Source organism: Streptomyces pristinaespiralis (genome assembly GCF_001278075.1).
GTDB lineage: Bacteria > Actinomycetota > Actinomycetes > Streptomycetales > Streptomycetaceae > Streptomyces > Streptomyces pristinaespiralis.
In genome coordinates this window covers 5798084-5820218 of the sequence record NZ_CP011340.1, presented here as the reverse complement: position 1 = coordinate 5820218, position 22135 = coordinate 5798084, and the positions used below count along the sequence as shown (strand labels likewise).

Genomic DNA, 22135 nt, shown 5'->3' with positions numbered 1-22135 from the left:
CCCGGGGCCCGCGGCGGGCCGCTACGCCCGGTCCAGCCGCAGGCGCTCCGCCCGCGGCAGCCCCGCCACCACCAGGTCGTACGAGTCCTCCACCAGCTCCCGGACCAGCCGGTCCGGGAGGCTGCCCACCGTCACCGTGTTCCAGTGGCGCTTGTTCATGTGCCAGCCGGGCACGATCACGCCCGGGTGGTCCGCGCGCAGCCGGACCGCGAGGTCCGGGTCGCACTTGAGGTTGACCGTGAGCGGGGTGGCGTCCAGCGCGCTGAGGGCGAACATCTTGCCCAGGACCTTGAAGACCGAGGTCTCCGGCCCGAAGGGGAACTCCTCCACCGCGGCGTTGAACTCGAGGCAGAACGCCCTCAGCTGCTGTGCCTTCACCCGGTCATCCGCTCCTCTGTCACCTGTTCCACCGGTTCCGACAGCACCGTCACGATCTTGTTCCGGCGGCCCGCCGGGGACTCCGCGGTCAGCCGCAGGGCGCGGCCGTCCGGCAGGTCCACGACGGCCTTGGCGCCGGCGATGGGGACCCGGCCGAGCGCCTTGGCCAGCAGACCGCCGACCGTCTCCACGTCCTCGTCGTCGAGCTCGTCGGCCCCGAGGCCGTACAGCTCGCCGAGGTCGCCGATGTCGAGGCGCGCGGTGACGCGGAAGCAGCCGTCGCCGAGCTCCTCGACGGGCGGCAGCTCACGGTCGTACTCGTCGGTGATCTCGCCGACGATCTCCTCGAGGATGTCCTCGATCGTGACGATGCCGGCCGTGCCGCCGTACTCGTCGATGACGACGGCGACGTGGTTGCGCTTCTGCTGCATCTCGCGGAGCAGGTCGCCGGCGTTCTTCGTGTCGGGCACGAACACCGCGGGCCGCATCGTCGTGGAGACGACGTCCGCCTCGGAGTCACGGTTGATGTGCGTCTTGCGGGCCAGGTCCTTGAGGTACACGACGCCGACGATGTCGTCCTCGTTCTCCCCGGTGACCGGAATGCGGGAGAAACCGGACCGCAGCGCGAGCGTCAGCGCCTGGCGGACGGTCTTGTAGCGCTCGATGGAGACGAGGTCGGTGCGCGGCACCATCACCTCGCGCACCAGGGTGTCGCCGAGTTCGAAGACGGAGTGCACCATGCGGCGCTCGTCGTCCTCGATCAGGGACTCCTGCTCGGCCAGGTCGACCATCGCCCGCAGCTCGGCCTCGGACGCGAACGGCCCCTTGCGGAAGCCCTTTCCAGGGGTCAGGGCGTTACCGATGAGGATCAGCAGCTGCGGTACGGGGCCCATCACCCGGGCCAGCGGCAGCAGCACGTACGCCGCGGCGGTGGCGGTGTTGAGCGGGTGCTGGCGGCCGATGGTGCGCGGGGAGACGCCGACGGCGACATAACTGACGAGCACCATCACGCCGATGGCGACGAGCAGCGCCGACCAGGTCTCCGCGAACTCCTCCAGGCACACGTAGGTGACGAGCACCCCGGCCGCCATCTCGCACGCCACCCGCACCAGCAGGGCGACGTTGAGGTAACGGGTGGGGTCGGCGGCGACCTGTTCGAGCTTGTCCGCCCCACGGCGTCCGGACCGGACGGCCTCGGCCGCGCGGAAGCTGGAGACGCGGGCGAGGCCCGCCTCCGCACAGGCGGCCAGCCAGGCCACGACGACCAGCGCGACCGCGCCGGCGATCAGTTGGCCGGTCATGAGACGGTCGGCGCCGGGGAGGGGCCGGTGTGGCCCTTCTCCGACCGCCAGCCGTCGACGATCGCGGCCTGGAGACCGAACATCTCGGCCTTCTCGTCGGGCTCCTCGTGGTCGTAGCCGAGCAGGTGCAGCACCCCGTGGACGGTCAGGAGCTGGAGCTCCTCGTCCATGGAGTGCTGCGTCGGCGCCTCTTCGCCCTGCTTCTTGGCCACTTCGGGGCAGAGCACGATGTCGCCGAGGAGGCCCTGCGGGGGCTCCTCGTCGTCCTTGGACGGCGGACGGAGCTCGTCCATCGGGAAGGACATCACATCGGTCGGACCCGGCAGGTCCATCCACTGGATGTGCAACTGCTCCATGGCTTCGGCGTCCACCACGATCACCGAGAGCTCGGAGAGCGGGTGGATACGCATCCGCGAGAGGGCGTAGCGGGCGATGTCGAGGATCGCCTGCTCGTCGACCTCGGTTCCGGACTCGTTGTTGACGTCGATCGACATGGTGCGCGTTGACTACTTCCCGTTTTGGCCGTCGTACTTCTCGTACGCGTCGACGATACGGCCGACCAGCTTGTGCCGGACGACATCCTGCGACGTGAGCCGTGAGAAGTGGACGTCGGGGACGCCCTCCAGAATGTCCTGCACCTGACGCAGGCCGCTCTTCGTGCCGCCCGGCAGGTCGATCTGGGTGACGTCGCCGGTGATCACGATCTTCGATTCGAAGCCGAGCCTGGTGAGGAACATCTTCATCTGCTCGGGGTTCGTGTTCTGCGCCTCGTCCAGAATGATGAACGCGTCGTTGAGCGTGCGTCCGCGCATGTACGCCAGGGGCGCGACCTCGATCGTGCCCGCCGCCATCAGGCGGGGGATGGAATCGGGGTCGAGCATGTCGTGCAGCGCGTCGTACAGCGGCCGCAGATACGGGTCGATCTTCTCGTACAGCGTGCCGGGGAGGAATCCGAGACGCTCACCGGCCTCGACCGCGGGACGGGTCAGGATGATGCGGTTGACCTGCTTGGACTGCAGTGCCTGGACGGCCTTGGCCATGGCGAGATACGTCTTGCCGGTACCGGCGGGGCCGATGCCGAACACGATCGTGTGCTTGTCGATCGCGTCGACGTAGTGCTTCTGGTTCAGCGTCTTGGGGCGGATCGTGCGGCCGCGGCTGGAGACGATGTTCTGGGTGAGGACCTCCGCCGGGGTCTCGGTCACGGCGCCCGAGCCCTCTTCCGCGGCTCTGAGCATGGCGATCGAGCGTTCCACTGCGTCCTCCGTCATCGGCTGCCCGGTGCGGAGCACGAGCATCATCTCGTCGAACAGGCGCTGGATCAGAGCGACTTCCCGAGCGTCGCCGACCGCGCTGACCTGATTGCCCCGGACATGGATGTCGGCCGCCGGGAAGGCCTTCTCGATCACGCGCAGCAGGGCGTCACCCGAGCCCAGGACCGTCACCATCGGGTGCTTGGCCGGGACGGTGAAGTGGGCTCGCGCCTGGCCCGGCGCGGGGGTCTGGTCTGTCGGTGTCTGAGTCATGGGCCGGCTCTGTGGCCTGCACATACCTCCCGTTGCAGGGTTCTCGCTGCTCGACAACCTCTGGAACACCAAGGGTACGACGCGCCACCGACAAGGCCGAAGGCTTTTACGGGCCCGCTCGGGGGCCGTGCCCGAGCCTTCCCCGGCCCGGGGCCCGGACGCCGATCCCTCAGGGGCGGGTCCCTTGCGCGGCCGGGAGGAAGCGGGGCGGAGGCGGACCGGTGGCCGGGCGGCTGCGGACCCGCTCCCTCAGACGGAGCGCCCGAAGCCGATCGTCGGGACAGCACGGCGCAGCGGCCCCGGTCTGGCGGGCGCCGGCAGCAGCCGCTCGAGGAAGTCGTAGCGGCGCACGGCCGCCGGGTCCTGGCCCGGCGTGGCGCGGACCTGCTGCCACCAGGCGGCGATCTCGGACCAGCCGGGAGCGGAGAGGGAGCCGCCGAACTCCTGCACCGACAGGGCCGCGGTCAGGCCGGCGAACGCGAGGCGGTCGGCGAGCGGCCAGCCCGCCAGCGTGCCCGTGACGAATCCGGCCACGAAGACGTCGCCCGCGCCCGTCGGGTCCAGGGCCTCCACCCGCAGGGCCGGGACCTCGGCGCTCTCGCCCGTGGCGCCGTCGACCGCGTACGCCCCCTCCGCGCCGAGGGTGACCACCGCGAGGGGTACCCGGTCGGTGAGGGCACGGGCGGCGGCGCGCGGGCAGTCGGTGCGGGTGTAGCGCATCGCCTCCGCCGCGTTGGGCAGGAACGCCTCGCAGTGCTCCAGGTCGGCCAGGTCGTCCGGGTCCCACCGGCCGGACTCGTCCCAGCCGACGTCGGCGAAGATCCGGGTGCCCTTCCGGGCGGCCTGGGCGATCCACTCCGCGCGGGCGCCCGGCGTGAGGGAGGCGACCGCGGCGCGGGCGGGCGGCGGGCAGTCGGGGGCCGACTCGGAGGGCGGGGCCTCGTGGCCGTGGGTGACCATGGTCCGTTCACCCTCGTAGGCCATGGAGACGGTGACCGGGGAGTGCCAGCCGGGGACGGTGCGCGAGAGGCCCAGATCGATGCCCTCGCCCTGTTCGAGGGCGTCCCAGCAGTATTCGCCGTAGTGGTCGTCGCCGAAGGCGGCGGCGAGGGACGTGCGCAGCCCGAGGCGGGCGAGCGCGGTGGCCATGTTCGCGACGCCGCCGGGGCTGGATCCCATCCCCCTGGCCCACGACTCGGTGCCACGCACCGGGGCGGAGTCGAGGCCGGTGAAGATGATGTCCAGGAAGACGCTGCCGGTGAGGTAGACGTCGCAGTCCGGATCGCCGGGCGCGCGGAGGCCCGCGAGGGGATCGAGGCAGGTGCCCGCGATGTCGCTCCGGCAGGTCGTCCCGGGCAGTTGCTCTCCGCTGCGAATGGTCACCGTGCGCGCTCCCATAAGTGGTGCAGTTCAAGCCAGTCTGCCCGACCGCACCGACAGTCGGCCGGAAGGCGGTACCGCGGCCGTACGGGCTCGCGTGCCGCTCGCCCACGGGCCGCGCCGCCCCGACGGCACCGCTGACGCTCGCATGTCGCGTACCCGGCCTTTGTCCGGGCCGCGCGCCGCGCCGCCGCCGTGGCCTACGGCGAGGCCGCACGCCACGGAGCCGGGCGCAGGATGCCCAGCAGCATCCGGACCAGCTCGTCGACGAGGTCGTCGAGCGTCGCGTCCACCCACCCGACCGTCCAGTCGTGCAGCAGCCCGTTGACGCTGCCGATGAACGCGGCCGCCGCCACCCGGTAGTCGCGCGGTTCCGCCTCCCCGCGTTCGACGGCCGTCGCGGCCTGCGCGCAGATGAAGTCCACCCAGCGTGCCCGGCGGGCCAGCCGCTGACGCTCCATCTGCGGGCTGACCCCGACGATCTCGAGGAACGTGATCCGGATACGCCGGGGATCGCCCGTCACGTTCGCCGCGTACGCGCGGAAGACGGCCGTCGCCCGCTCCGCCAGCGGCAGGTCCGCGGCCTCCGCCAGCGCGGCGAGCGCCGCCTCCTCCGCCCAGTCGTTGACCTGGAGGTGCAGGGCCGCGAGCACCTCCTCCAGGCTGCGGAACTCCTCGTAGAACTGACGGGTGGACAGCCCCGCCGCGTCGCTCAGCGCCGCGACGGTCGTCGCGCGGTAGCCGGGCGTGTCGCCGAACAGCTGGAGGCCGGCGTCGAGGAACCGGCGGCGCCGCTCCGCCCGGCGTTCCTCCGCCGATCTGCCTCCGTAACGGCCGGTGGGCTGTCTGACCGTGCCCCCCACTGGCGCCTCCCTCGTCGTCGCGGACTCATTTTCACGTGTCGCGGGTCTTGTGAAGCCTGCCACCCGCTCGTTACTTTCCAGTAGCCCAATCTGAACGGATGCGTTTTCAGACTGCGCCCGCGCCATGGGGCCGCCTTCATGGAAGGAACGACGATGTCTCTGTCCAGCACCAGGCGGGCCGTGTACGCGGCCGTCGCCGCCCTGGCCCTGGCCGCCACCGGTTCGGTGACCGCGAACGCGGCGGCAGCGCCGGACACTCTGGGACCGGCGGGCGTCGACGTCCCGGCGGGCGAGCAGGCCGCGGGACTGCGGGAGGTGATGTTCGTCGGCAACAACTGGGACGGCACCGCCGATGTCATCGAGGCCCGGGGCGACTTCGCGAAGATCGGCCGTGTCGACGTCATCCCCGACAAGGAGGAGCGGCTGAAGGAGATCTACCTCAACCCGCTGAAGCTGGCCTTCTTCCTGGGCATCCGCCAGGGTCCCGGCGAGGGGCACGACCAGTTCGTCGACGACATGTACTCGACCCCGGACGGGTCCGCCATGGTCGTCTCCCGCCCCAGCTTCGCCGATGTCGTCTCGATCGACCTCGCCACCGGAAGGATCAACTGGCGGTTCCCCGTCTCCGGTTACCGCTCCGACCACATGGCCGTCTCCCCCGACGGTACGCGCGTCGCCGTCTCGGCCTCGACGTCCAACACCGTGCACGTCCTCGACATCAGGACCGGCGAGCAGACCGGATCGTTCAAGACCGGCGACAAGCCGCACGAGAACGTCTTCACCGACGGCGGCAAGTACCTCTGGAACATGTCCATCGGCGAGGTCAACACCGCGCTCGACGCCCCCTGGCTCGACTGGACCAAGGGCGACCGCCGCATCACCGTCGTCGACACGCGGACCTATCAGCAGGTGAAGGTCATCGACATGCGGGAGCGGCTCGACGCCTTCGGCCGCAAGGACCTCTCCGACTCCGTCCGGCCCGTCGCCCTCACCCCCGACGAGTCCAAGCTCTACTTCCAGGTGTCGTTCTTCAACGGCTTCGTCGAGTACGACGTGGCCTCGGACACCGTCACCCGGGTCAAGACCCTGCCGAAGAACCCGGCGACCAGCGAGGACCGCACCACCTGGGTCAACGACTCCCGGCACCACGGCATGTCCATGAGCCCCCAGGGCGACAAGCTGTGCGTGGCGGGCACGATGGACGACTACGCCACCGTCGTCGACCGGGCGACCCTTCAGGAGAGCACCCCCGTGCCCGCGTCCAAGCCCTACTGGGCGACCGTCAGCGGCGACGGCAAGTCCTGCGTCATCTCCGAGAGCGGCTCCGACTCCGTCACCGCGATCGACTTCGCCACCGGGAAGAAGGTCGCCTCCGTCACGGTCGGGGACCATCCGCAGCGGGTGCGCATCGCCCAGGTGCCGGCCGGCTGGACTGGTCCCGCCACGCGCTGAACCGGCCCGGCGCGACCGGCGATCCCCGTTCAGGAACGTCGCCGACAGGACTCGGCGCACAGAACCGCACCGCGGACGGACGCGAGGGGCCGTCGCCTCAGGACCGCTTGGGCACCGGAATACGCCACAGGTCCCTGGCGACGGTCACCTCGCCGTCGAAGCCGGCCGCCCTGGCCTGCCGCTCGAACTCGGCGGCGGCGTCGGTGTAGCGCTGCGAGAAGTGCGTCAGCACGAGGTGGCGGACGCCTCCGCGGTGCGCGACGAGGCCCGCCTGACCGGCGGTCAGATGACCGTGCTCCGCAGCCAGCCGGCCGTCCTCGTCGAGGAAGGTCGACTCGATGACGAGCATGTCGCAGCCCTCCGCGAGCACATGCACGCCGTCGCAGAGCCGGGTGTCCATCACGAAGGCGAACCGCTGTCCCCGGCGCACCTCGCTCACGTCGTCGAGCGTGACGCCGCCGAGTTCGCCCTCCCGCTGGAGCCGGCCGACGTCCGGGCCCTTGATCCCGTACGCGGCCAGCTTCTCCGGCAGCATCCGGCGGCCGTCCGGCTCGACGAGCCGGTAGCCGTACGACTCGACCGGGTGCGACAGCCGGTGCGCGTGGAGCGTGTACCCGCCGGTCCGCGCGACGAGGCCGTCGGCGGCGACCGGGACCTCCTTCAGCTTCACCGTCTCGCGGTACGCCGTCGCGTACCGCAGCCGGTCGAAGAACCGCTGCCCGCTCGCCGGATAGTGCGCGGACACCGGGTGCGGCACCTGGTCGAGGTTGATCCGCTGGATCACACCGGCGACCCCGAGGGAGTGGTCCCCGTGGAAGTGCGTGACGCAGATCCGGTTGATGTCGTGCGCGGACACCCCGGCGCGCAGCATCTGCCGCTGGGTGCCCTCGCCGGGATCGAAGAGGAGCCCCTCGCCGTCCCAGCGGAGGAGATAGCCGTTGTGGTTGCGGTGCCGGGTCGGGACCTGGCTGGCGGTGCCCAGCACCACGAGTTCGCGTACGGACACTGCGCGGTCCTCCGGTCTAGCCGGGGGGCCACTCGAGGCCGCGGCCTCCGAGGACGTGCGCGTGCGCGTGGAAGACGGTCTGCCCGGCGCCGGACCCGGTGTTGAAGACGATCCGGTAGCCGCTCCGGTCCGCCTTCTCGTCGGCGGCGACCTGCCCGGCCTCGTGCAGCACGTCGGCGGCAAGCTGGGGCGCGCCGACGGCGAGGGAGGCGGCGTCCGGGTAGTGGGCCTTGGGGATGACGAGGACGTGCGTGGGGGCCTGGGGGTTTATGTCACGGAAGGCGAGGGTGGTCTCCGACTCACGGACGACCGTGGCGGGCACCTCCCCCGAGACGATCTTGCAGAACAGACAGTCCGCCTGCGGTTCTCCGGCCATTCCCCGGTCCTCCCTCGAGCTCGACCACTTCCGTCCGCATGCTATCGGCCCCGCCGCCTCCGGCACCGCCCGGGCGCGGCCCGCCCGTCCGGGCCCCGGGGGCCGGACGGGCGGGCCGGGGGCCCGGCTGCGGCTACGGAAGGGACGGCGGCTGCTTCGCCGGGGTCGAGGCGAGCGCCTCCAGCGCCAGCCGCACCGCCTCGTCCAGTTGCGGGTCGCGTCCCGCCGCGTGGTCCTGCGGGGCGTGGACGACCTCGACATCGGGGTCGACGCCGCGGTTCTCCACCTCCCAGCCGTAACCCTCCAGCCAGAAGGCGTACTTCGGCTGGGTGACCAGCGTGCCGTCCACGAGGGAGTAGCGGCTGTCGATGCCCACGACGCCGCCCCAGGTGCGGGTACCGACCACGGGGCCGATGCCCAGCGCCTTGATCGCCGCGTTGACGATGTCACCGTCGGAGCCGGAGAACTCGTTGGCCACGGCGACGACCGGTCCCCGCGGCGCGTCCAGCGGGTAGCTGGAAGGCCGCATGCCGCGTGGCAGGTCCCAGCCCACGATGCGGCGGGCCAGCTTCTCGACGACGAGCTGCGAGGTGTGCCCGCCGCGGTTCTCCCGTACGTCCACGACCAGGCCGTCCTTCGCCACCTCGACGCGCAGGTCGCGGTGGATCTGCGCCCAGCCGGGGGCCTGCATGTCCGGCACGTGCAGATAGCCCAGTCGCCCGCCGGACTTCTCGTGCACATAGGCCCGCCGGTCGGCGACCCAGGCGTGGTAGCGCAGGGGTTCCTCGTCGGCGATGGGGACGACGACCGCGTGCCGGGGATCGCCGCCGCCCGCCGGTGAGACGGTCAGTTCGACCGCCTTGCCGGCCGCGCCGACGAGCAGCGGTCCGGGGCCCCTGACCGGGTCGACGGGCCGGCCGTCCACGGCGAGCAGCGTGTCACCGGCGCGCAGGGCGACGCCCGGCGCGGCCAGCGGCGAGTGCGCGTGGGGGTCGGAGGACTCGGACGGCAGGATGCGGTCGATGCGCCAACTGCCCTCCTCGGTACGGGAGATGTCCGCGCCGAGCAGCCCCTGCCGGGTGGACGCGTCGCCGTGGCCGCCGTGCGGAACGACGTACGCGTGCGAGGTGCCGAGCTCGCCCTGCACCTCCCACAGCAGGTCGACGAGGTCGTCGTGGGTGGCGACGCGGTCGAGGACGGGGCGGTAGCGCTCGAGGACGCCCGCCCAGTCGACACCGCCGAGGTCGGGCCGCCAGAAGTGGTCGCGCATGAGCCGCCCGGCCTCGTCGTACATCTGCCGCCATTCGGCGGCCGGTTCGACGGTGCGGCGGACCCGGGACAGGTCGACGGTGATGCTCGCGGCGCTGTCGTTGCCGTCGTCGTGGGAGGCCTCACGGTCGCTGGGTACGACCTTGAGCTTGTCGCCGGTGTACAGCAGCACCCGCTTGCCGTCGCCGCTGACGCGGAAGTAGGAGGCGTCGGAGGCGAGTTCCTCGACCCGCTGCTGCCCGAGGTCGTACCGCTCCAGGGTGGTCCGCGGCCCCGGGTCGTCGGGGGTGGCGCGGCCTGCGCCGAGGACGCCGCGCAGCGGGTGGCGCAGCCACAGCAGGCCGTCCTTGGCTGCGCGCAGGGTGGAGTAGCTGGCCGCCTCGACCGGGAAGGGCACGATCCGGTCGGCGAGCCCGTCGAGGTCGATACGGGTGACGGGCGCCGAGCCCTCGTCGCCGTCCGACGAGCCGTCCTTGTCCGCCTCGAAGGGCCGGCCGTGCCGCTGCGGGCCGAACGGCGAGGGCGTGGTCGCCGCCAGCGTGATCAGGTGCGGCCGGCACCCGCCGACGAAGGCGAGGTCGAAGACGTGCGCGTCGTAGACCGGGTCGAAGGCGCGCTCCGAGAGGAACGCGAGGTGCTTGCCGTCCAGGGTGAAGGCGGGCTGGAAGTCGGCGAACCGCAGCGGTGTCGCCTCGGACACGCTCAGATCACCGGTGTTGGCGAGCTTGATCTGCCGCAGCGGGCTGGGACCGGGGTGCGACCAGGCGAGCCATGCCGAGTCGGGCGAGAACACGAGGCCGTCGGCGTCGCCGTGCTCGCTGCGGTCCACCTCCCGGACCTCTCCCGTCTCGCGCTCCACGAGCAGCACCCGGCCGTCGTGCGAGGCGACGGCGGCACGGCTGCCGTCGGGGGCGACGGCGAGCGCCAGGACCCGGCCGAGCCGGCCCGCGGCGAGCCTGCGCGGAGTGGCGCCGGCGGCGGTACCGGTGGCGGGCGCGAACTCGAGCGCGTCGTCGCCCTCCGCGTCGGTCACCCACACGACGTACTGCTCGCCCTCGACGCCGAACGTACGCGGCAGCCTGGCCCGTACGCCCGGCTCGACGGCGAGGGAACGCGCGGGCCCTTCGCGGTGGGTGACCCAGTGGATGCCGCCACGGATCTCCACGGCGCTGCCGCGGCCGGTGTGGTCGGGGTCCGCCGCGCCGAGGTGGTGGCCGGCGTCGATCGGCCGTGGCTGGAGGTCGGTGCGCTGGCCGCCGAGCCGGATGTCCAGGCGGCGGGGCTGCTCGCCGTCCAGGCCGTCGAGCAGCCACAGTTCGCCGGCGCAGGCGTAGGCGACACGGATGCCGTCGGTCGCCGCGTGGCGGGCGTAGAAGCCGTCGAGACCGGTGTGGCGGCGCAGGTCGGAGCCGTCGGGAAGGGACGAGTAGAGGGCGCCGACACCCTCGTGGTCGGAGAGGAACGCGACCCGCTCGCCCACCCACAGGGGGTACTCCACGTTGCCGTCGATGTCCTCGTGGAGGCGGACGAACTCGCCCTCCGTCTCCCCCTCGATCCACAACTTGCCCGCGGTGCCGCCCCGGTAGCGCTTCCAGGCGGCCGCCTCGCGCCCCATGGTGGCCGACAGCAGCAGGGTGCGCGGGCCGTACGCGACACCGCCGACGGGCCCGTAAGGGAGGACGTCGGCCGGCCCGCCGTCGAGCGGCACCGCGTGCGCCCAGGTGCGGCGCAGCGACGCCTGCCCGCTGCTGGTGAGCGCCAGGACCCGGCCGTCGGGGGTCCAGCCCCGTACGGAGGTCTTGTGGCTGCCCCAGTGGGTGAGCCGCTCGGAGGGGCCGCCGTCGACGGGTGCCAGGTGCACCTCCGGCGTGCCGTCGCGGTACGAGGACCAGGCGATGCGGGTGCCGTCGGGCGAGATCCTGGGGTGGTTCACGGGCATGTTGTCGGCGCTCACGCGCCACGCCCGGCCGCCGTCGAGCGGCGCCACCCAGACGTCGTCCTCGGCGGTGAAGGCGATCAACTCGCCGTGCAGATGCGGATACCGGAGGTAGGCAGGGTGCGTCACACCGTCACCCTAGGCAGGTGAGAGGCTCAAGGTGTGGTGTTTGGATCACTTGGCCTGCGCGGTCACCGTTTCGGTGACGGTGACCGTGACGGTCGGGTACGGGGTCCCCGGAGCGGGAGGGTCGCCGGCCGGCGCGCTGCTCGGCGCGGCGCTGCAGTCGCCGAGCATGGTCGCCCGGAAGACGATCTTCTTCTCGATCCTGGCGGTCAGATCGCCTCGGACGCACTTCCCGCCGCGTTCCTCCGTCACCTTGCCGGTGACGGTGATGTCCTGAGCGGAACCGGTCTCACCCTGGCAGTCCACGGAGGCACGGCTCGGACCGGCGGCGGACGGGGCGGTGGAACCGGACGAGGCGGTGGCGGGAGTGTCGGCCTTCGCCGTGCAGCTGAGCCAGCCGACCTCGAACTCGAGCCGCTCGAGCGTGCTGGTCACCGTCCGGTCGGTGGTGACCGCCACAGCACCGGTGTTCAGCCCTCCCGCCGTGGGCTCGCACGCCACGAGGGCGGGAACCGCCGCCGCCGCGACGGCGATCGCGGCCAAGGGGCGCAGTGCTCCGGTCCGGGCGGGCATGACGCCAGAGTGCCAGCACGGCCCCGCTCGTAAAAGAGTGGTTGCGGCCATGGTGCGGCCCGTACGGTCGAACCATGGCCAGGAAGCTTCGGCGCGCCCGCCGCCTCGTCGTGGACAGCGACAACGTGTACATGTGGTCGGTGCGGCACCGGCACACACGCGACGGGTCCGGCACCCGTGAATGCCGTACGACGCTGTCGCTGTGGCGCGAGGGAACGCAGCGGCGCCTGGCGGTCGTCTTCCGGGAAGGTCCTGGCCGGGCCGTCTCCGGGGGTTACTTCGAGGCGGGTGCCGTGGTCGCCGGCGGGGCCTGGCTGAATCTCCACGAGCCGGGCGTGGCACGGCGGTTCCTCGACGAGGCCACCGCCCGCGGGCTCCTGCCCGAGACGCAGAGGACGGTCGAGACCGACGGATGGCCGCTGTTCGACGCGGTGGCCGGCAACGCCCCGGCGGCTCCGGCCTAGCTGAGCCGTCGGACGACCGCGACGACCTCCTCGAGACCTCCGCGACGTACGCGGCGTCCCGGCTCAGGCCCAGCGGCCGGTGCGCCCCAGCAGGAGAGCCGTCGCCGCCGTGCCGGCCGTGGACGTGCGCAGCACGCTGCGTCCCAGCCGGTACGGCCTGGCGCCCGCCTCCGCGAACAGGGCGAGTTCCTCCGGCGACACACCGCCCTCAGGGCCGACCACGAGCACGATGGAGCCCGCTGTGGGGAGTTCGGCCGTGGCGAGCGGCAGCGCGCCCTCCTCGTGGAGCACCGCGGCGAAATCCGCGTCCGCCAGAAGTGCCGCGACCTGCTTGGTCGTTGCCGCCTCCGAGACCTCCGGGAAGCGGAGCCTGCGCGACTGCTTGCCCGCCTCACGGGCCGTCGCCCGCCACTTGGCGAGCGACTTCGCGCCCCGCTCACCCCTCCACTGCGTGATGCAGCGCGCCGCCGACCACGGCACCACCGCGTCGACACCGGTCTCGGTCATGGTCTCCACGGCGAGTTCGCCGCGGTCGCCCTTGGGCAGCGCCTGCACGACGGTGATGCGGGGCTCCGGCTGCGGCTCCTTCCGGCACTCACGCACCTCGACGGTCAGACGGTCCTTGCCCTCGGTGGTCACGACGGTGCCCGACGCTCCGCGGCCGCCGCCGTCCGTGAGGACGATGTCCTCACCCGGCTGGAGCCTGCGCACGGAGACGGCGTGCCGCCCCTCCGGCCCGTCCAGGGTGACGGTCGCCCCGGGCGCGACGCCGTCGAGCGATTCGACGAGGAAGACGGGAGCGGTCATCACACACCACCGCCGAGCGCCAGCGCGGCCCGTGCGGAGTCCGCTTCCGCGGCGAGCACCCCGACCAGCTGGGCGGCGGGCATCTCCCGCGCCAGCCGGTGCCCCTGGCCCGCCCACAGCGACATGCCCTGCGCGTCGCCCGCCTTCGCCGCGGCCTTGCGCAGTCCGCTCGTCAGATGGTGCACCTCGGGGTACGCGGCGGGCGCGTACGGTCCGTGCTCCCGCATGAACCTGTTCACCAGGCCCCGCGCGGGACGCCCGGAGAAGGCCCGGGTCATCTCGGTGCGCACGAACAGCGGGTTGGTCATGGCCTGTTTGTGCAAAGGGTGCGCCGCCGACTCGGGGCACACCAGGAACGCGGTGCCGAGCTGGGCGGCGCTCGCCCCGGCCGCCAGGACCGCGGCGATCTGGCTGCCGCGCATCAGTCCGCCGGCGGCGATGACAGGCATCTGTACGGTCTCCTTCACCAGTGCGAGAAGCGCGAGCAGTCCGTAGCCGGACCCGTCGGCCGAGGGGTCGTCCCGGTGCGTGCCCTGATGTCCGCCGGCCTCGATGCCCTGCACACACACCGCGTCGGCACCGGCCCACTGGGCCGCCTGTGCCTCCTCCGGCGTGGTGACGGTCACGATCGTGAAGGTGCCCGCCTTGCCGAACGACTCGAGGACGCTGCGCGGAGGGCAGCCGAAGGTGAACGAGACGACGGGGACGGGGTCGTCGAGCAGGATCGCGAGCTTCGCGTCGTAGCCGTCGTCCCGTCCCCGGTCCGGATCACCGAGCGGCGTCTCGTACCAGGTGGACTCGCCGGCCAGCTGAACCCGGTAGACGCCGACGGCGGCGGGGTCGGCGTTGCCGGGCTGCGGCATGAACAGGTTGACGCCGAAGGGCCGCGCGGTCAGCCCGCGGACCTGCTTGATCTCCTCGTACATCCCGTCGGCCGTCTTGTACCCGGCGGCCAGGAAGCCCAGCCCGCCGGTCTCCGACACGGCGGCGGCCAACTGCGGACAGGAAGCGCCGCCGGCCATGGGGGCCTGCACGATCGGATGACGGCAGAGGCCGGTCAGCGCGGAGGACGACATGCACGCATCGTGCCACGTCCCCGCGACGGGGCCGAATCCTCCATTCCGCCTGAGCTCGCGCCCTGCCCCCGCAGGAGGCAGGGCGGCAGGCCCCGCGTGGCGGGGCGTGCGGCTCCGCACGGGCTAACGCCCGTTGAACGCGTCCTTCAGTCGCGAGAACAGCCCCTGCTGGCCCGGCTGGAACTGGCCCAGCGGTCGCTCCTCGCCCCGGAGCTTCGCCAGGTCCCGCAGCAGCCGCTCCTGCTCCACGTCCAGCTTCGTGGGCGTCGTCACCTCGACGTGCACGATCAGGTCGCCCCGGCCGCCGCCGCGCAGGTGTGTGATGCCGCGGCCGTGCAGCGGGATCGACTGACCGGACTGCGTGCCCGGACGGATGTCGACCTCCTCCACACCGTCGAGCGTCTCGAGCGGGCACTTCGTGCCCAACGCCGCCGCGGTCATGGGGATCGTCACCGTGCAGTGCAGGTCGTCCCCGCGCCGCTGGAAGACCGGATGGGCGACCTCGTGGATCTCGACGTACAGGTCACCGGCGGGGCCGCCGCCGGGGCCGACCTCGCCCTCGCCCGCGAGCTGGATCCGGGTGCCGTTGTCCACACCGGCCGGGATCTTCACGGTCAGCGTCCGCCGCGACCGGATGCGGCCGTCGCCGGCGCACTCGGGGCACGGGGTCGGCACGACCGTGCCGAAGCCCTGGCACTGCGGGCAGGGCCGCGACGTCATGACCTGGCCCAGGAAGGACCGGGTCACCTGCGAGACCTCGCCGCGCCCGCGGCACATGTCACAGGTCTGCGCGGACGTGCCGGGCGCCGCGCCCTCGCCGGAGCAGGTGGTGCAGACGACGGCCGTGTCGACCTGGATGTCCTTCGTGGTGCCGAAGGCCGCCTCGTTGAGCTCGATCTCCAGCCGGATCATCGCGTCCTGGCCACGGCGCGTGCGCGAGCGCGGCCCGCGCTGCGACGCCGTGCCGAAGAAGGCGTCCATGATGTCGGAGAAGTTGCCGAAGCCGCCCGCGCCGAAGCCCCCGGCGCCACCGCCTCCGGCCTGCGAGAGCGGGTCGCCGCCGAGGTCGTAGACCTGCTTCTTCTGCGGGTCCGAGAGCACCTCGTACGCGGCGTTGATCTCCTTGAAGCGCTCCTGCGTCTTCGGGTCCGGATTCACGTCCGGGTGGAGTTCGCGCGCGAGGCGGCGGAAGGCCTTCTTGATCTCGTCCTGCGATGCGTCGCGGCGTACGCCGAGTACGGCGTAATAGTCCGTGGCCACTTACGACTCCGCCAGGATCTGTCCGACGTAACGTGCCACTGCGCGTACCGCTCCCATCGTTCCGGGGTAGTCCATGCGGGTCGGTCCGACCACGCCGAGTTTCGCTACTGCCTCGTCGCCCGAACCGTAGCCGACCGAGACCACGGACGTGGAGTTGAGGCCTTCATGGGCGTTCTCGTGACCGATACGTACGGTCATGCCCATACCGCCCGACTCATTGGCCTCGCCTAGCAGCTTGAGGAGCACCACGTGCTCCTCGAGCGCCTCAAGCACCGGCCGGATGGTCAGCGGGAAGTCGTGCCCGAAGCGGGTCAGATTGGCGGTGCCGCCGATCACGAGCCGCTCCTCTGTCTCCTCGACCAGGGTCTCGAGCAGTGTGGAGAGCACCGTGGAGACGGTGCCGCGGTCCTCGTGCTCGAAGGATTCGGGAAGGTCCTGCACCAGCTGCGGCACGTCCGCGAAGCGGCGTCCCACGACCCGGCTGTTGAGCCGGGCCCGCAGGTCCGCGAGCGAGGTGTCGCCGAACGGGGCGGGGCAGTCGATCATGCGCTGCTCGACCCGGCCCGTGTCCGTGATCAGCACGAGCATCAGGCGGGCGGGCGCGAGGGAGAGGAGTTCCACGTGCCGGACCGTGGACCGGGTCAGCGACGGGTACTGCACGACGGCGACCTGCCGGGTCAGCTGCGCCAGCAGCCGCACCGTACGTCCCACGACGTCGTCGAGGTCGACCGCCCCGTCCAGGAAGTTCTGGATGGCGCGGCGTTCCGGCGACGACAGCGGCTTGACGCCGGCCAGCCGGTCGACGAACAGCCGGTACCCCTTGTCCGTGGGGATCCGTCCGGCGCTCGTGTGGGGCTGGGCGATGAAGCCCTCCTCCTCCAGCACGGCCATGTCGTTGCGGACGGTGGCCGGGGAGACGCCGAGGTTGTGACGCTCGGTGAGGGCCTTGGAGCCGACAGGCTCCTCGGTGCCGACGTAGTCCTGGACGATTGCGCGCAGCACCTCGAGCCTGCGTTCGCTGAGCATTCGCGCACCTCCAGCTGTGGTTCCTCTGTCTGTCCTGGCACTCGGTGCGCCCGAGTGCCAGCATTCCCCCGGCCAGTGTACGGCTGCGGGGTACGCGGGTAGCAAGGGCGGCCGACCGTGCGGTCGGACACGCGCTCGTGCGGCCCGCGCAGGTCGATGCGGATGTGATGCCGATAGCGTCGCCGTATGGACGTCAGTTGGGAAGACTTCGGCTGGGAACGGCTGGCAGACGGGGTGGGCCGCCGCCGCCTCCCGGGGTGGGACGCGACCGTCGGCCTGATCGTCGGCGAGGACGCCGTGCTGCTGTACGACACGGGCTCCACGCTGCGTGAGGGGGCCGAGGTGCGGGCCCAGGCGCAGGCGCTGCTGGGCGGCCGCCGCGTGACGCACATCGCACTCAGCCATCCCCATTTCGACCATGTCCTCGGCACGGCGGCGTTCGCGGGGGCGGAGGTGTACGGGGCCGTGGGCATGGACACTCTGCTGCGCCGCGAGCGGGACTCGATCCGCGCGTCGGCGATCCGGCACGGGGTGGACGCCGACGAGGCGGCGGAGGCCGCGGACATGGTGGTGGCGCCGCACCATCCGGTTTCCGGGGAGTGCACGCTCGACCTGGGCGGCCGCCAGGTGCTGCTGGCCAATGTGGGGCCCGCACACTCGGGCCACGACCTGGTGCTGCTCGTGCCCGCGGAACGGGAAGTGGTGTTCTGCGGAGACCTGGTGGAGGAGTCCGGGGAGCCGCAGGCCGGCCAGGACGCCATCGGGCCCCGGTGGCCCGCCGCCCTGGACAGGCTGCTGGCCCTCGGCGGCGAGGACGCCCTGTACGTCCCCGGGCACGGCGCGGTGGTGGACGCGGCGTTCGTCCGGGCCCAGCGGGACGGACTGGCCGCGCGTTTCGGCGTGTCGTAGCGGCGTGCGGCCGTATCGTCGTGCGAATGCGCAGCTACAGCCCTGATCTCACGCCGCCGTGGAAGCGGAACAAGCCCGTCCCCGAGGTCCCGGCCGACCCCGAGCTCGTGGTGGAGGAGGTGTCGACCGGCTTCTGCGGCGCGGTGATCCGCTGCGAGGCGGGGACGGTCACCCTGGAGGACCGCTTCGGCAAGCACCGGGTGTTCCCGCTCGAGCCGCGGGGCTTCCTGCTGGAGGGCAAGGTCGTCACGCTGGTCCGGCCGGCCCCGGCGGCCCCGTCCCGCCCGTCCCGTACGGCCTCCGGCTCCCTCGCCGTTCCCGGCGCCCGCGCCCGGGTGGCCCGCGCCGGCCGCATCTACGTGGAGGGCCGCCACGACGCGGAGCTCGTGGAGCGGGTGTGGGGCGACGACCTGCGGATCGAGGGCGTGGTCGTCGAGTACCTGGAGGGCGTCGACGACCTGCCGTCGATCGTGGCGGACTTCTCCCCGGGCCCGGACGCCCGCCTCGGCGTCCTGGTGGACCACCTGGTCGAGGGCTCCAAGGAGTCCCGCATCGCGGCCTCGGTCACGGACCCGCACGTGCTGGTCGTCGGCCACCCGTACATCGACGTGTGGGAGGCGGTGAAGCCCTCTTCCGTGGGCATCCCGGCGTGGCCCACGGTCCCGCGCGGTCAGGACTGGAAGACGGGCGTGTGCCGCGCCCTCGGCTGGCCGGAGAACACGGGCGCGGCCTGGCAGCACATCCTGTCGAAGGTCCATTCGTACAAGGACCTGGAGCCGGCGCTGCTGGGACGGGTGGAGGAGCTGATCGATTTCGTGACGGTGTCCGACTAGCGGGGGCCCGCCAGGGTCCGGACCTCGGACGTGTCCGGCGTCGGGCCGTTCAGGGACGGCGCAGGATTCGGGCCTCCCGTCCGCACGGACTCACTCCGGCGAGTGATCAGTCCACGAGATCCCTCACCACCCCGTCCGCCAGCAGCCTCCCCCGCAGGGTCAGGACCGCGCGGCCCGCCTCGTACGGGGCGGGCTCCAGCAGGCCGTCGGCCAGGGAGCGGGCCGCGGCCGCGAGGCCCGCCTCGCGCAGCAGGGACAGCGGTACGCCCTCGCGCAGCCGCAGCTCCAGCAGGATGCGCTCCACGCGGCGGTCCTCGTCCGCGAGGATCTCCCGGCCAGCGCCGGGCGAGCGGCCCTGAGCGAGTGCCGCCGCGTACGCGCCCGGGTGCTTCACGTTCCACCAGCGCACGCCGCCGACGTGGCTGTGCGCGCCCGGACCCGCGCCCCACCAGTCGGCGCCGCGCCAGTACAGCTCGTTGTGCAGACAGCGGCCTTCCGGCGAAGTGGCCCAGTTGGAGACCTCGTACCAGTCGAAGCCGGCCGCGCCGAGCACCTCGTCGGCGATCAGATAGCGGTCGGCGTGGACGTCGTCGTCCGTCATCGGCACCTCGCCGCGGCGGATGCGGCGCGCCAGCTGAGTGCCCTCCTCGACGATCAGCGCATACGCCGACACGTGGTCCGGTCCCGCGCCCACGGCGGCCTCCAGCGAGGCCCGCCAGTCGTCGTCGCTCTCCCCCGGTGTGCCGTAGATCAGGTCGAGGTTCACATGGTCGAAGCCCGCGGCCCGCGCCTCCGCCACGCACGCCTCCGGCCGGCCGGGGGTGTGGGTGCGGTCGAGCACCTTCAGCACATGCTGCCGAGCGCTCTGCATACCGAAGGAGACGCGGTTGAAGCCACCCTCCCGCAGGGCCGCCAGATAGGCGGGGTCGACGGATTCCGGGTTCGCCTCCGTCGTGATCTCCGCGTCGTCGGCGAGACCGAACTCCTGACGCACCACGTCCAGCATCCGTACGAGATCACCGGCGGCGAGCAGGGTCGGCGTGCCCCCGCCGACGAACACCGTCCGCACCGGCCGCGGATCGTCGCCGAGGACCTTGCGGGCGAGGCGGACCTCGTCGGCCAGGGTCTGCGCGTAGTTGTCGCGGGAGGCGAGCACTCCCCCGGAGCCGCGCAGCTCGGTGGCCGTGTAGGTGTTGAAGTCGCAGTAGCCGCAACGCGTCGCGCAGTACGGCACGTGCAGGTAGAAGGCCAGCGGCCGGGCTTCGGCGCCGTGGAGGGCGGACGCGGGCAGCGCGCCGTCCTCGGGCATGGGCTCGCCGTCAGGCAGTACGGAAGGCATGCCCCCCATTGTCCGTCACCCGGCAGGTCGCCCCGCCTGGAGCACGAGCAGCGCCAGATCGTCCCCGGGCGGCGTCGGCGCGAACGCGTGCACCGCGGCCCTGATCCGTTCCGCGACGCCCTGCGCGGTGAGCCCGGCGCATCCGGACAGGACGGCCGCGAGACCGTCCTCGTCGTCGAACATCCGCGGTCCGGAACGCCGCTCGGTCACCCCGTCGGTGACGCACAGCAGCGTGTCACCGGGCTCCAGGTCGAAGGTGTGGCTCTGGTACGCGACGTCGTCGACGACGCCGAGCAGTACCTGCGGCTCGGCCAGGGCGGTCACGGTGCCGTCGGGCCTGAGCAGCAGGGGCAGCGGATGCCCGGCGCTCGCCAGGGTGCAGCGGGCGCCGCCGTCGCCGGACGGTGACGGCACGACCTGCCCGTACAGCAGCGACAGGAACCGCGCGTGCTGCCCGTCCGGGAGGCCCGGTCCGTGCCCGCCGGTGACGATCAGGGCCGCCGCCTCCGCCGCTTCCATCGCGTCGTCGAGGAGGAGGCCGTTGAGCCGGTCGAGGACCTGGCCGACCTCGTAGCCCTCACGGGCGAGCAGCCGCAGCCAGGGCCTGGCGAGCCCGGTGACGACGGCGGCCTCCGGGCCGCTGCCCTGGACGTCGCCCAGCATGAAGCACCAGCGGCCGCCGGACCCGGCGGGGAAGACGTCGTAGAAGTCGCCGCCGGCGACCCCGTCGTCACTGGGCTCGTAGACCAGGTACGTGTCGACGCCCGGGATCTGACCCACCCTGCTGGGCAGCAGGCCGCGCTGGAGGACCCGGCTGATGGTGGCCTGCCGGGTGTACCGGCGGGCGGCGCTGACGGCCAGGGCGACCCGCCGGGCGAAGTCCTCGATGAGGGCGGCCACCTCGGCGGGGACGCCCGCGGCGCCGTTCCGGGCGACGAGCAGCACGCCGAGACTGTGGCCGCCGACGCCGAGGCGGTAGGCGAGGGCGGTGGCCGGTTCCCTGTCGGCGGTCGGCGGCCCGGCCGGCTCCTGGGCGCCGGTGACGGCGGGCGGCCCGGCCACGCCCGGGTAGGGCGTGGCGGCGCCGGGCGCGGGCGGATGCGGCACCCCGGCCGTCCCCCACCTCCCGGAGGCGTCCTGCGCGGCCGGCCCGGGCGGGAGCGCGTGGTGGGGGCCTCGGGTCGTCCCGTCGGGCCACGCCACGGGAACCGGTCCGCCGTCCGAGGTCAGAGGCAGCGGGGGCGGCTCCTCGCCCAGGGCGTCCCGCAGCGGTCCGACCCGGGCCTCGTCGCTGTGCCACACCCCGACGAGCCTGGCCCCCGACCCTGGCCCGGTCCCGCGTCCGTGGCCCTTCGTACCGCCGTCCAGCCAGATCGCGCACCGGTCCGCCAGCCGAGGCACCAGCAGCTGGCCCGCCAGCGCGGCGACCATGTCCTCGTCGAGCTGCCCGGCGAGCAGGTCGGACGCCTCGGCGAGGAACGCGGGCGCCCCGCGGCTCACCCACTCCAGGTCGTCACGTCCGTCGCGCCCCGGCGCGGACGTCTCCGTCCCGTCCGCGCCCCGGCGCGCGGGAGGCGCGGAGTACACGGCGGCGGGCGGGCGGATGTCACGGCCGTCGAGCGGGAGGCGGGCCCAGACGGTCTTCAGCGCGGCGTGGAAGGTGATGCCCCAGCGTTCGCCGAGGGAGGCGACGAGCTGGAGGCCACGGCCGTAGTCCGCGGTGCCCGACTCGTCGGCGCTGTGCGGCCCGCCGGTGACGGCGCTGGCGGGGTGGTGGTCGGAGACCTCGACCACCAGCGCGGCCGGTTCCTCGTGCGTGGACTCCTCGAAGCGGCAGAGCAGTTCCGCCGCGGTGCCCGCGTGCACGACGGCGTTGGTGACGAGTTCGCTGACGACGACGGCCGCGTCGTCGGCCAGCCGGTCGGCGCAGGTGCCGCCCGTCAGGAGGCCGAGACCCGTCCACTCGGCGACGGCGTCGCGCACGAAACGGCGTGCGGCGGCCGGGGCCAGGAGGTTGCCGGGCAGGCTGGTGCGCGCGACCAGCCCGGGGTCGGACCGTGCCGGCCACACGGGAATCGAGGAGTTGCCGGTCTCGCGCTGCATCGGAATGGACCCCACCTGCGGCTCCTGGTCGGTGCTGGCGTGCGCCGCTTATGACACCGACAGAGTGACAGACCGAGGGCGCTCATAAGCGCGGAGTCACCGAACTGGGCGGAAGGAATCCGGCAGGAAGGC

20 protein-coding genes are annotated in these 22135 nt (G+C 72.7%); 4 read left to right on the top strand and 16 right to left on the bottom strand.

The genetic code is table 11. From position 1 onward, the window contains the following. Positions 1-21 precede the first annotated feature (21 nt). From SPRI_RS24730 to SPRI_RS24705, 6 genes are all read right to left on the bottom strand, one after another. Positions 22-378 (bottom strand): MmcQ/YjbR family DNA-binding protein, encoded by a 357-nt coding sequence (locus SPRI_RS24730; RefSeq protein WP_005317870.1) that lies wholly within the window; start codon positions 376-378, stop codon positions 22-24. After that, positions 375-1679 (bottom strand): hemolysin family protein, encoded by a 1305-nt coding sequence (locus SPRI_RS24725; protein WP_005317867.1) that lies wholly within the window; start codon positions 1677-1679, stop codon positions 375-377. Before SPRI_RS24725 ends, SPRI_RS24730 begins: the two co-directional genes overlap by 4 nt. Beyond that, complete coding sequence (gene ybeY, locus SPRI_RS24720) at positions 1676-2173, bottom strand: rRNA maturation RNase YbeY (RefSeq protein WP_005317864.1); 498 nt, start codon at positions 2171-2173, stop codon at positions 1676-1678. Before ybeY ends, SPRI_RS24725 begins: the two co-directional genes overlap by 4 nt. Positions 2174-2185: 12 nt before the next feature. Then, positions 2186-3205 (bottom strand): PhoH family protein, encoded by a 1020-nt coding sequence (locus tag SPRI_RS24715; protein WP_037774696.1) that lies wholly within the window; start codon positions 3203-3205, stop codon positions 2186-2188. Between the two features lie 249 nt (positions 3206-3454). Next, on the bottom strand, positions 3455-4588 hold the full coding sequence (locus SPRI_RS24710; protein WP_005317858.1) for a carbohydrate kinase family protein: 1134 nt from the start codon (positions 4586-4588) through the stop codon (positions 3455-3457). Between the two features lie 197 nt (positions 4589-4785). Beyond that, positions 4786-5448: a TetR/AcrR family transcriptional regulator gene (locus SPRI_RS24705; RefSeq protein WP_005317855.1), complete on the bottom strand. Its 663-nt coding sequence runs from the start codon at positions 5446-5448 to the stop codon at positions 4786-4788. A gap of 153 nt (positions 5449-5601) precedes the next feature. Between SPRI_RS24705 and SPRI_RS24700 the strand changes: the two genes are divergently transcribed. After that, complete coding sequence (locus tag SPRI_RS24700) at positions 5602-6900, top strand: YncE family protein (protein WP_037774694.1); 1299 nt, start codon at positions 5602-5604, stop codon at positions 6898-6900. A gap of 97 nt (positions 6901-6997) precedes the next feature. Here the strand turns inward: SPRI_RS24700 and SPRI_RS24695 are convergent, their stop codons facing one another. The 4 genes from SPRI_RS24695 to SPRI_RS24680 form a co-directional block, all read right to left on the bottom strand. Continuing rightward, on the bottom strand, positions 6998-7906 hold the full coding sequence (locus tag SPRI_RS24695) for a ribonuclease Z (protein WP_005317849.1): 909 nt from the start codon (positions 7904-7906) through the stop codon (positions 6998-7000). A 16-nt stretch (positions 7907-7922) separates the two neighbouring features. Next, complete coding sequence (locus tag SPRI_RS24690; RefSeq protein ID WP_005317846.1) at positions 7923-8282, bottom strand: histidine triad nucleotide-binding protein; 360 nt, start codon at positions 8280-8282, stop codon at positions 7923-7925. A gap of 133 nt (positions 8283-8415) precedes the next feature. Next, entirely contained in the window at positions 8416-11616 is a 3201-nt protein-coding gene (locus SPRI_RS24685; RefSeq protein WP_005317843.1) for a S41 family peptidase, read from the bottom strand. Between the two features lie 45 nt (positions 11617-11661). After that, positions 11662-12186: a hypothetical protein gene (locus SPRI_RS24680; protein WP_005317839.1), complete on the bottom strand. Its 525-nt coding sequence runs from the start codon at positions 12184-12186 to the stop codon at positions 11662-11664. A 74-nt stretch (positions 12187-12260) separates the two neighbouring features. Between SPRI_RS24680 and SPRI_RS24675 the strand changes: the two genes are divergently transcribed. After that, positions 12261-12650 carry a hypothetical protein gene (locus tag SPRI_RS24675; protein WP_005317833.1) on the top strand — a complete coding sequence of 130 codons (390 nt, stop codon included), beginning with the start codon at positions 12261-12263 and terminating at the stop codon, positions 12648-12650. Positions 12651-12713: 63 nt separating this feature from the next. Here the strand turns inward: SPRI_RS24675 and SPRI_RS24670 are convergent, their stop codons facing one another. The 4 genes from SPRI_RS24670 to hrcA all read right to left on the bottom strand — a co-directional run bounded on the left by SPRI_RS24670 (position 12714) and on the right by hrcA (position 16819). Continuing rightward, positions 12714-13457, bottom strand: coding sequence for a 16S rRNA (uracil(1498)-N(3))-methyltransferase (locus tag SPRI_RS24670; protein WP_053557320.1), 744 nt, complete (start codon positions 13455-13457; stop codon positions 12714-12716). Further along, positions 13457-14533 carry a nitronate monooxygenase gene (locus SPRI_RS24665; protein WP_053557319.1) on the bottom strand — a complete coding sequence of 359 codons (1077 nt, stop codon included), beginning with the start codon at positions 14531-14533 and terminating at the stop codon, positions 13457-13459. The genes SPRI_RS24670 and SPRI_RS24665 overlap by 1 nt, the downstream gene beginning before the upstream one ends. 123 nt (positions 14534-14656) lie before the next feature. Further along, positions 14657-15793: a molecular chaperone DnaJ gene (dnaJ, locus tag SPRI_RS24660; protein WP_005317823.1), complete on the bottom strand. Its 1137-nt coding sequence runs from the start codon at positions 15791-15793 to the stop codon at positions 14657-14659. Beyond that, positions 15794-16819 carry a heat-inducible transcriptional repressor HrcA gene (gene hrcA / locus SPRI_RS24655; RefSeq protein ID WP_005317821.1) on the bottom strand — a complete coding sequence of 342 codons (1026 nt, stop codon included), beginning with the start codon at positions 16817-16819 and terminating at the stop codon, positions 15794-15796. 186 nt (positions 16820-17005) lie between these two features. Here hrcA and SPRI_RS24650 point away from each other — a divergent pair, with 186 nt between their 5' ends. Then, on the top strand, positions 17006-17728 hold the full coding sequence (locus tag SPRI_RS24650) for an MBL fold metallo-hydrolase (RefSeq protein WP_005317817.1): 723 nt from the start codon (positions 17006-17008) through the stop codon (positions 17726-17728). 26 nt (positions 17729-17754) lie between these two features. After that, positions 17755-18561: a DUF3097 domain-containing protein gene (locus SPRI_RS24645; protein WP_037774692.1), complete on the top strand. Its 807-nt coding sequence runs from the start codon at positions 17755-17757 to the stop codon at positions 18559-18561. Between the two features lie 106 nt (positions 18562-18667). Here the strand turns inward: SPRI_RS24645 and hemW are convergent, their stop codons facing one another. Next, positions 18668-19900 (bottom strand): radical SAM family heme chaperone HemW, encoded by a 1233-nt coding sequence (gene hemW, locus SPRI_RS24640; protein WP_037774688.1) that lies wholly within the window; start codon positions 19898-19900, stop codon positions 18668-18670. A gap of 15 nt (positions 19901-19915) precedes the next feature. Then, positions 19916-22003, bottom strand: a complete 2088-nt coding sequence (locus SPRI_RS24635; RefSeq protein WP_053557318.1) for a SpoIIE family protein phosphatase — start codon at positions 22001-22003, stop codon at positions 19916-19918. Positions 22004-22135: the final 132 nt, after the last annotated feature.

Coding starts and splice junctions, on each gene's coding strand:
- SPRI_RS24725 (WP_005317867.1), bottom strand. CDS start 1,679: ATGACCGGCCAACTGATCGCCGGCGCGGTCGCGCTGGTCGTCGTGGCC.
- ybeY (WP_005317864.1), bottom strand. CDS start 2,173: ATGTCGATCGACGTCAACAACGAGTCCGGAACCGAGGTCGACGAGCAG.
- SPRI_RS24715 (WP_037774696.1), bottom strand. CDS start 3,205: ATGACTCAGACACCGACAGACCAGACCCCCGCGCCGGGCCAGGCGCGA.
- SPRI_RS24700 (WP_037774694.1), top strand. CDS start 5,602: ATGTCTCTGTCCAGCACCAGGCGGGCCGTGTACGCGGCCGTCGCCGCC.
- SPRI_RS24690 (WP_005317846.1), bottom strand. CDS start 8,282: ATGGCCGGAGAACCGCAGGCGGACTGTCTGTTCTGCAAGATCGTCTCG.
- SPRI_RS24680 (WP_005317839.1), bottom strand. CDS start 12,186: ATGCCCGCCCGGACCGGAGCACTGCGCCCCTTGGCCGCGATCGCCGTC.
- SPRI_RS24675 (WP_005317833.1), top strand. CDS start 12,261: ATGGCCAGGAAGCTTCGGCGCGCCCGCCGCCTCGTCGTGGACAGCGAC.
- SPRI_RS24670 (WP_053557320.1), bottom strand. CDS start 13,457: ATGACCGCTCCCGTCTTCCTCGTCGAATCGCTCGACGGCGTCGCGCCC.
- SPRI_RS24665 (WP_053557319.1), bottom strand. CDS start 14,533: ATGTCGTCCTCCGCGCTGACCGGCCTCTGCCGTCATCCGATCGTGCAG.
- hrcA (WP_005317821.1), bottom strand. CDS start 16,819: ATGCTCAGCGAACGCAGGCTCGAGGTGCTGCGCGCAATCGTCCAGGAC.
- SPRI_RS24650 (WP_005317817.1), top strand. CDS start 17,006: ATGGACGTCAGTTGGGAAGACTTCGGCTGGGAACGGCTGGCAGACGGG.
- SPRI_RS24645 (WP_037774692.1), top strand. CDS start 17,755: ATGCGCAGCTACAGCCCTGATCTCACGCCGCCGTGGAAGCGGAACAAG.
- hemW (WP_037774688.1), bottom strand. CDS start 19,900: ATGCCTTCCGTACTGCCTGACGGCGAGCCCATGCCCGAGGACGGCGCG.
- SPRI_RS24635 (WP_053557318.1), bottom strand. CDS start 22,003: ATGCAGCGCGAGACCGGCAACTCCTCGATTCCCGTGTGGCCGGCACGG.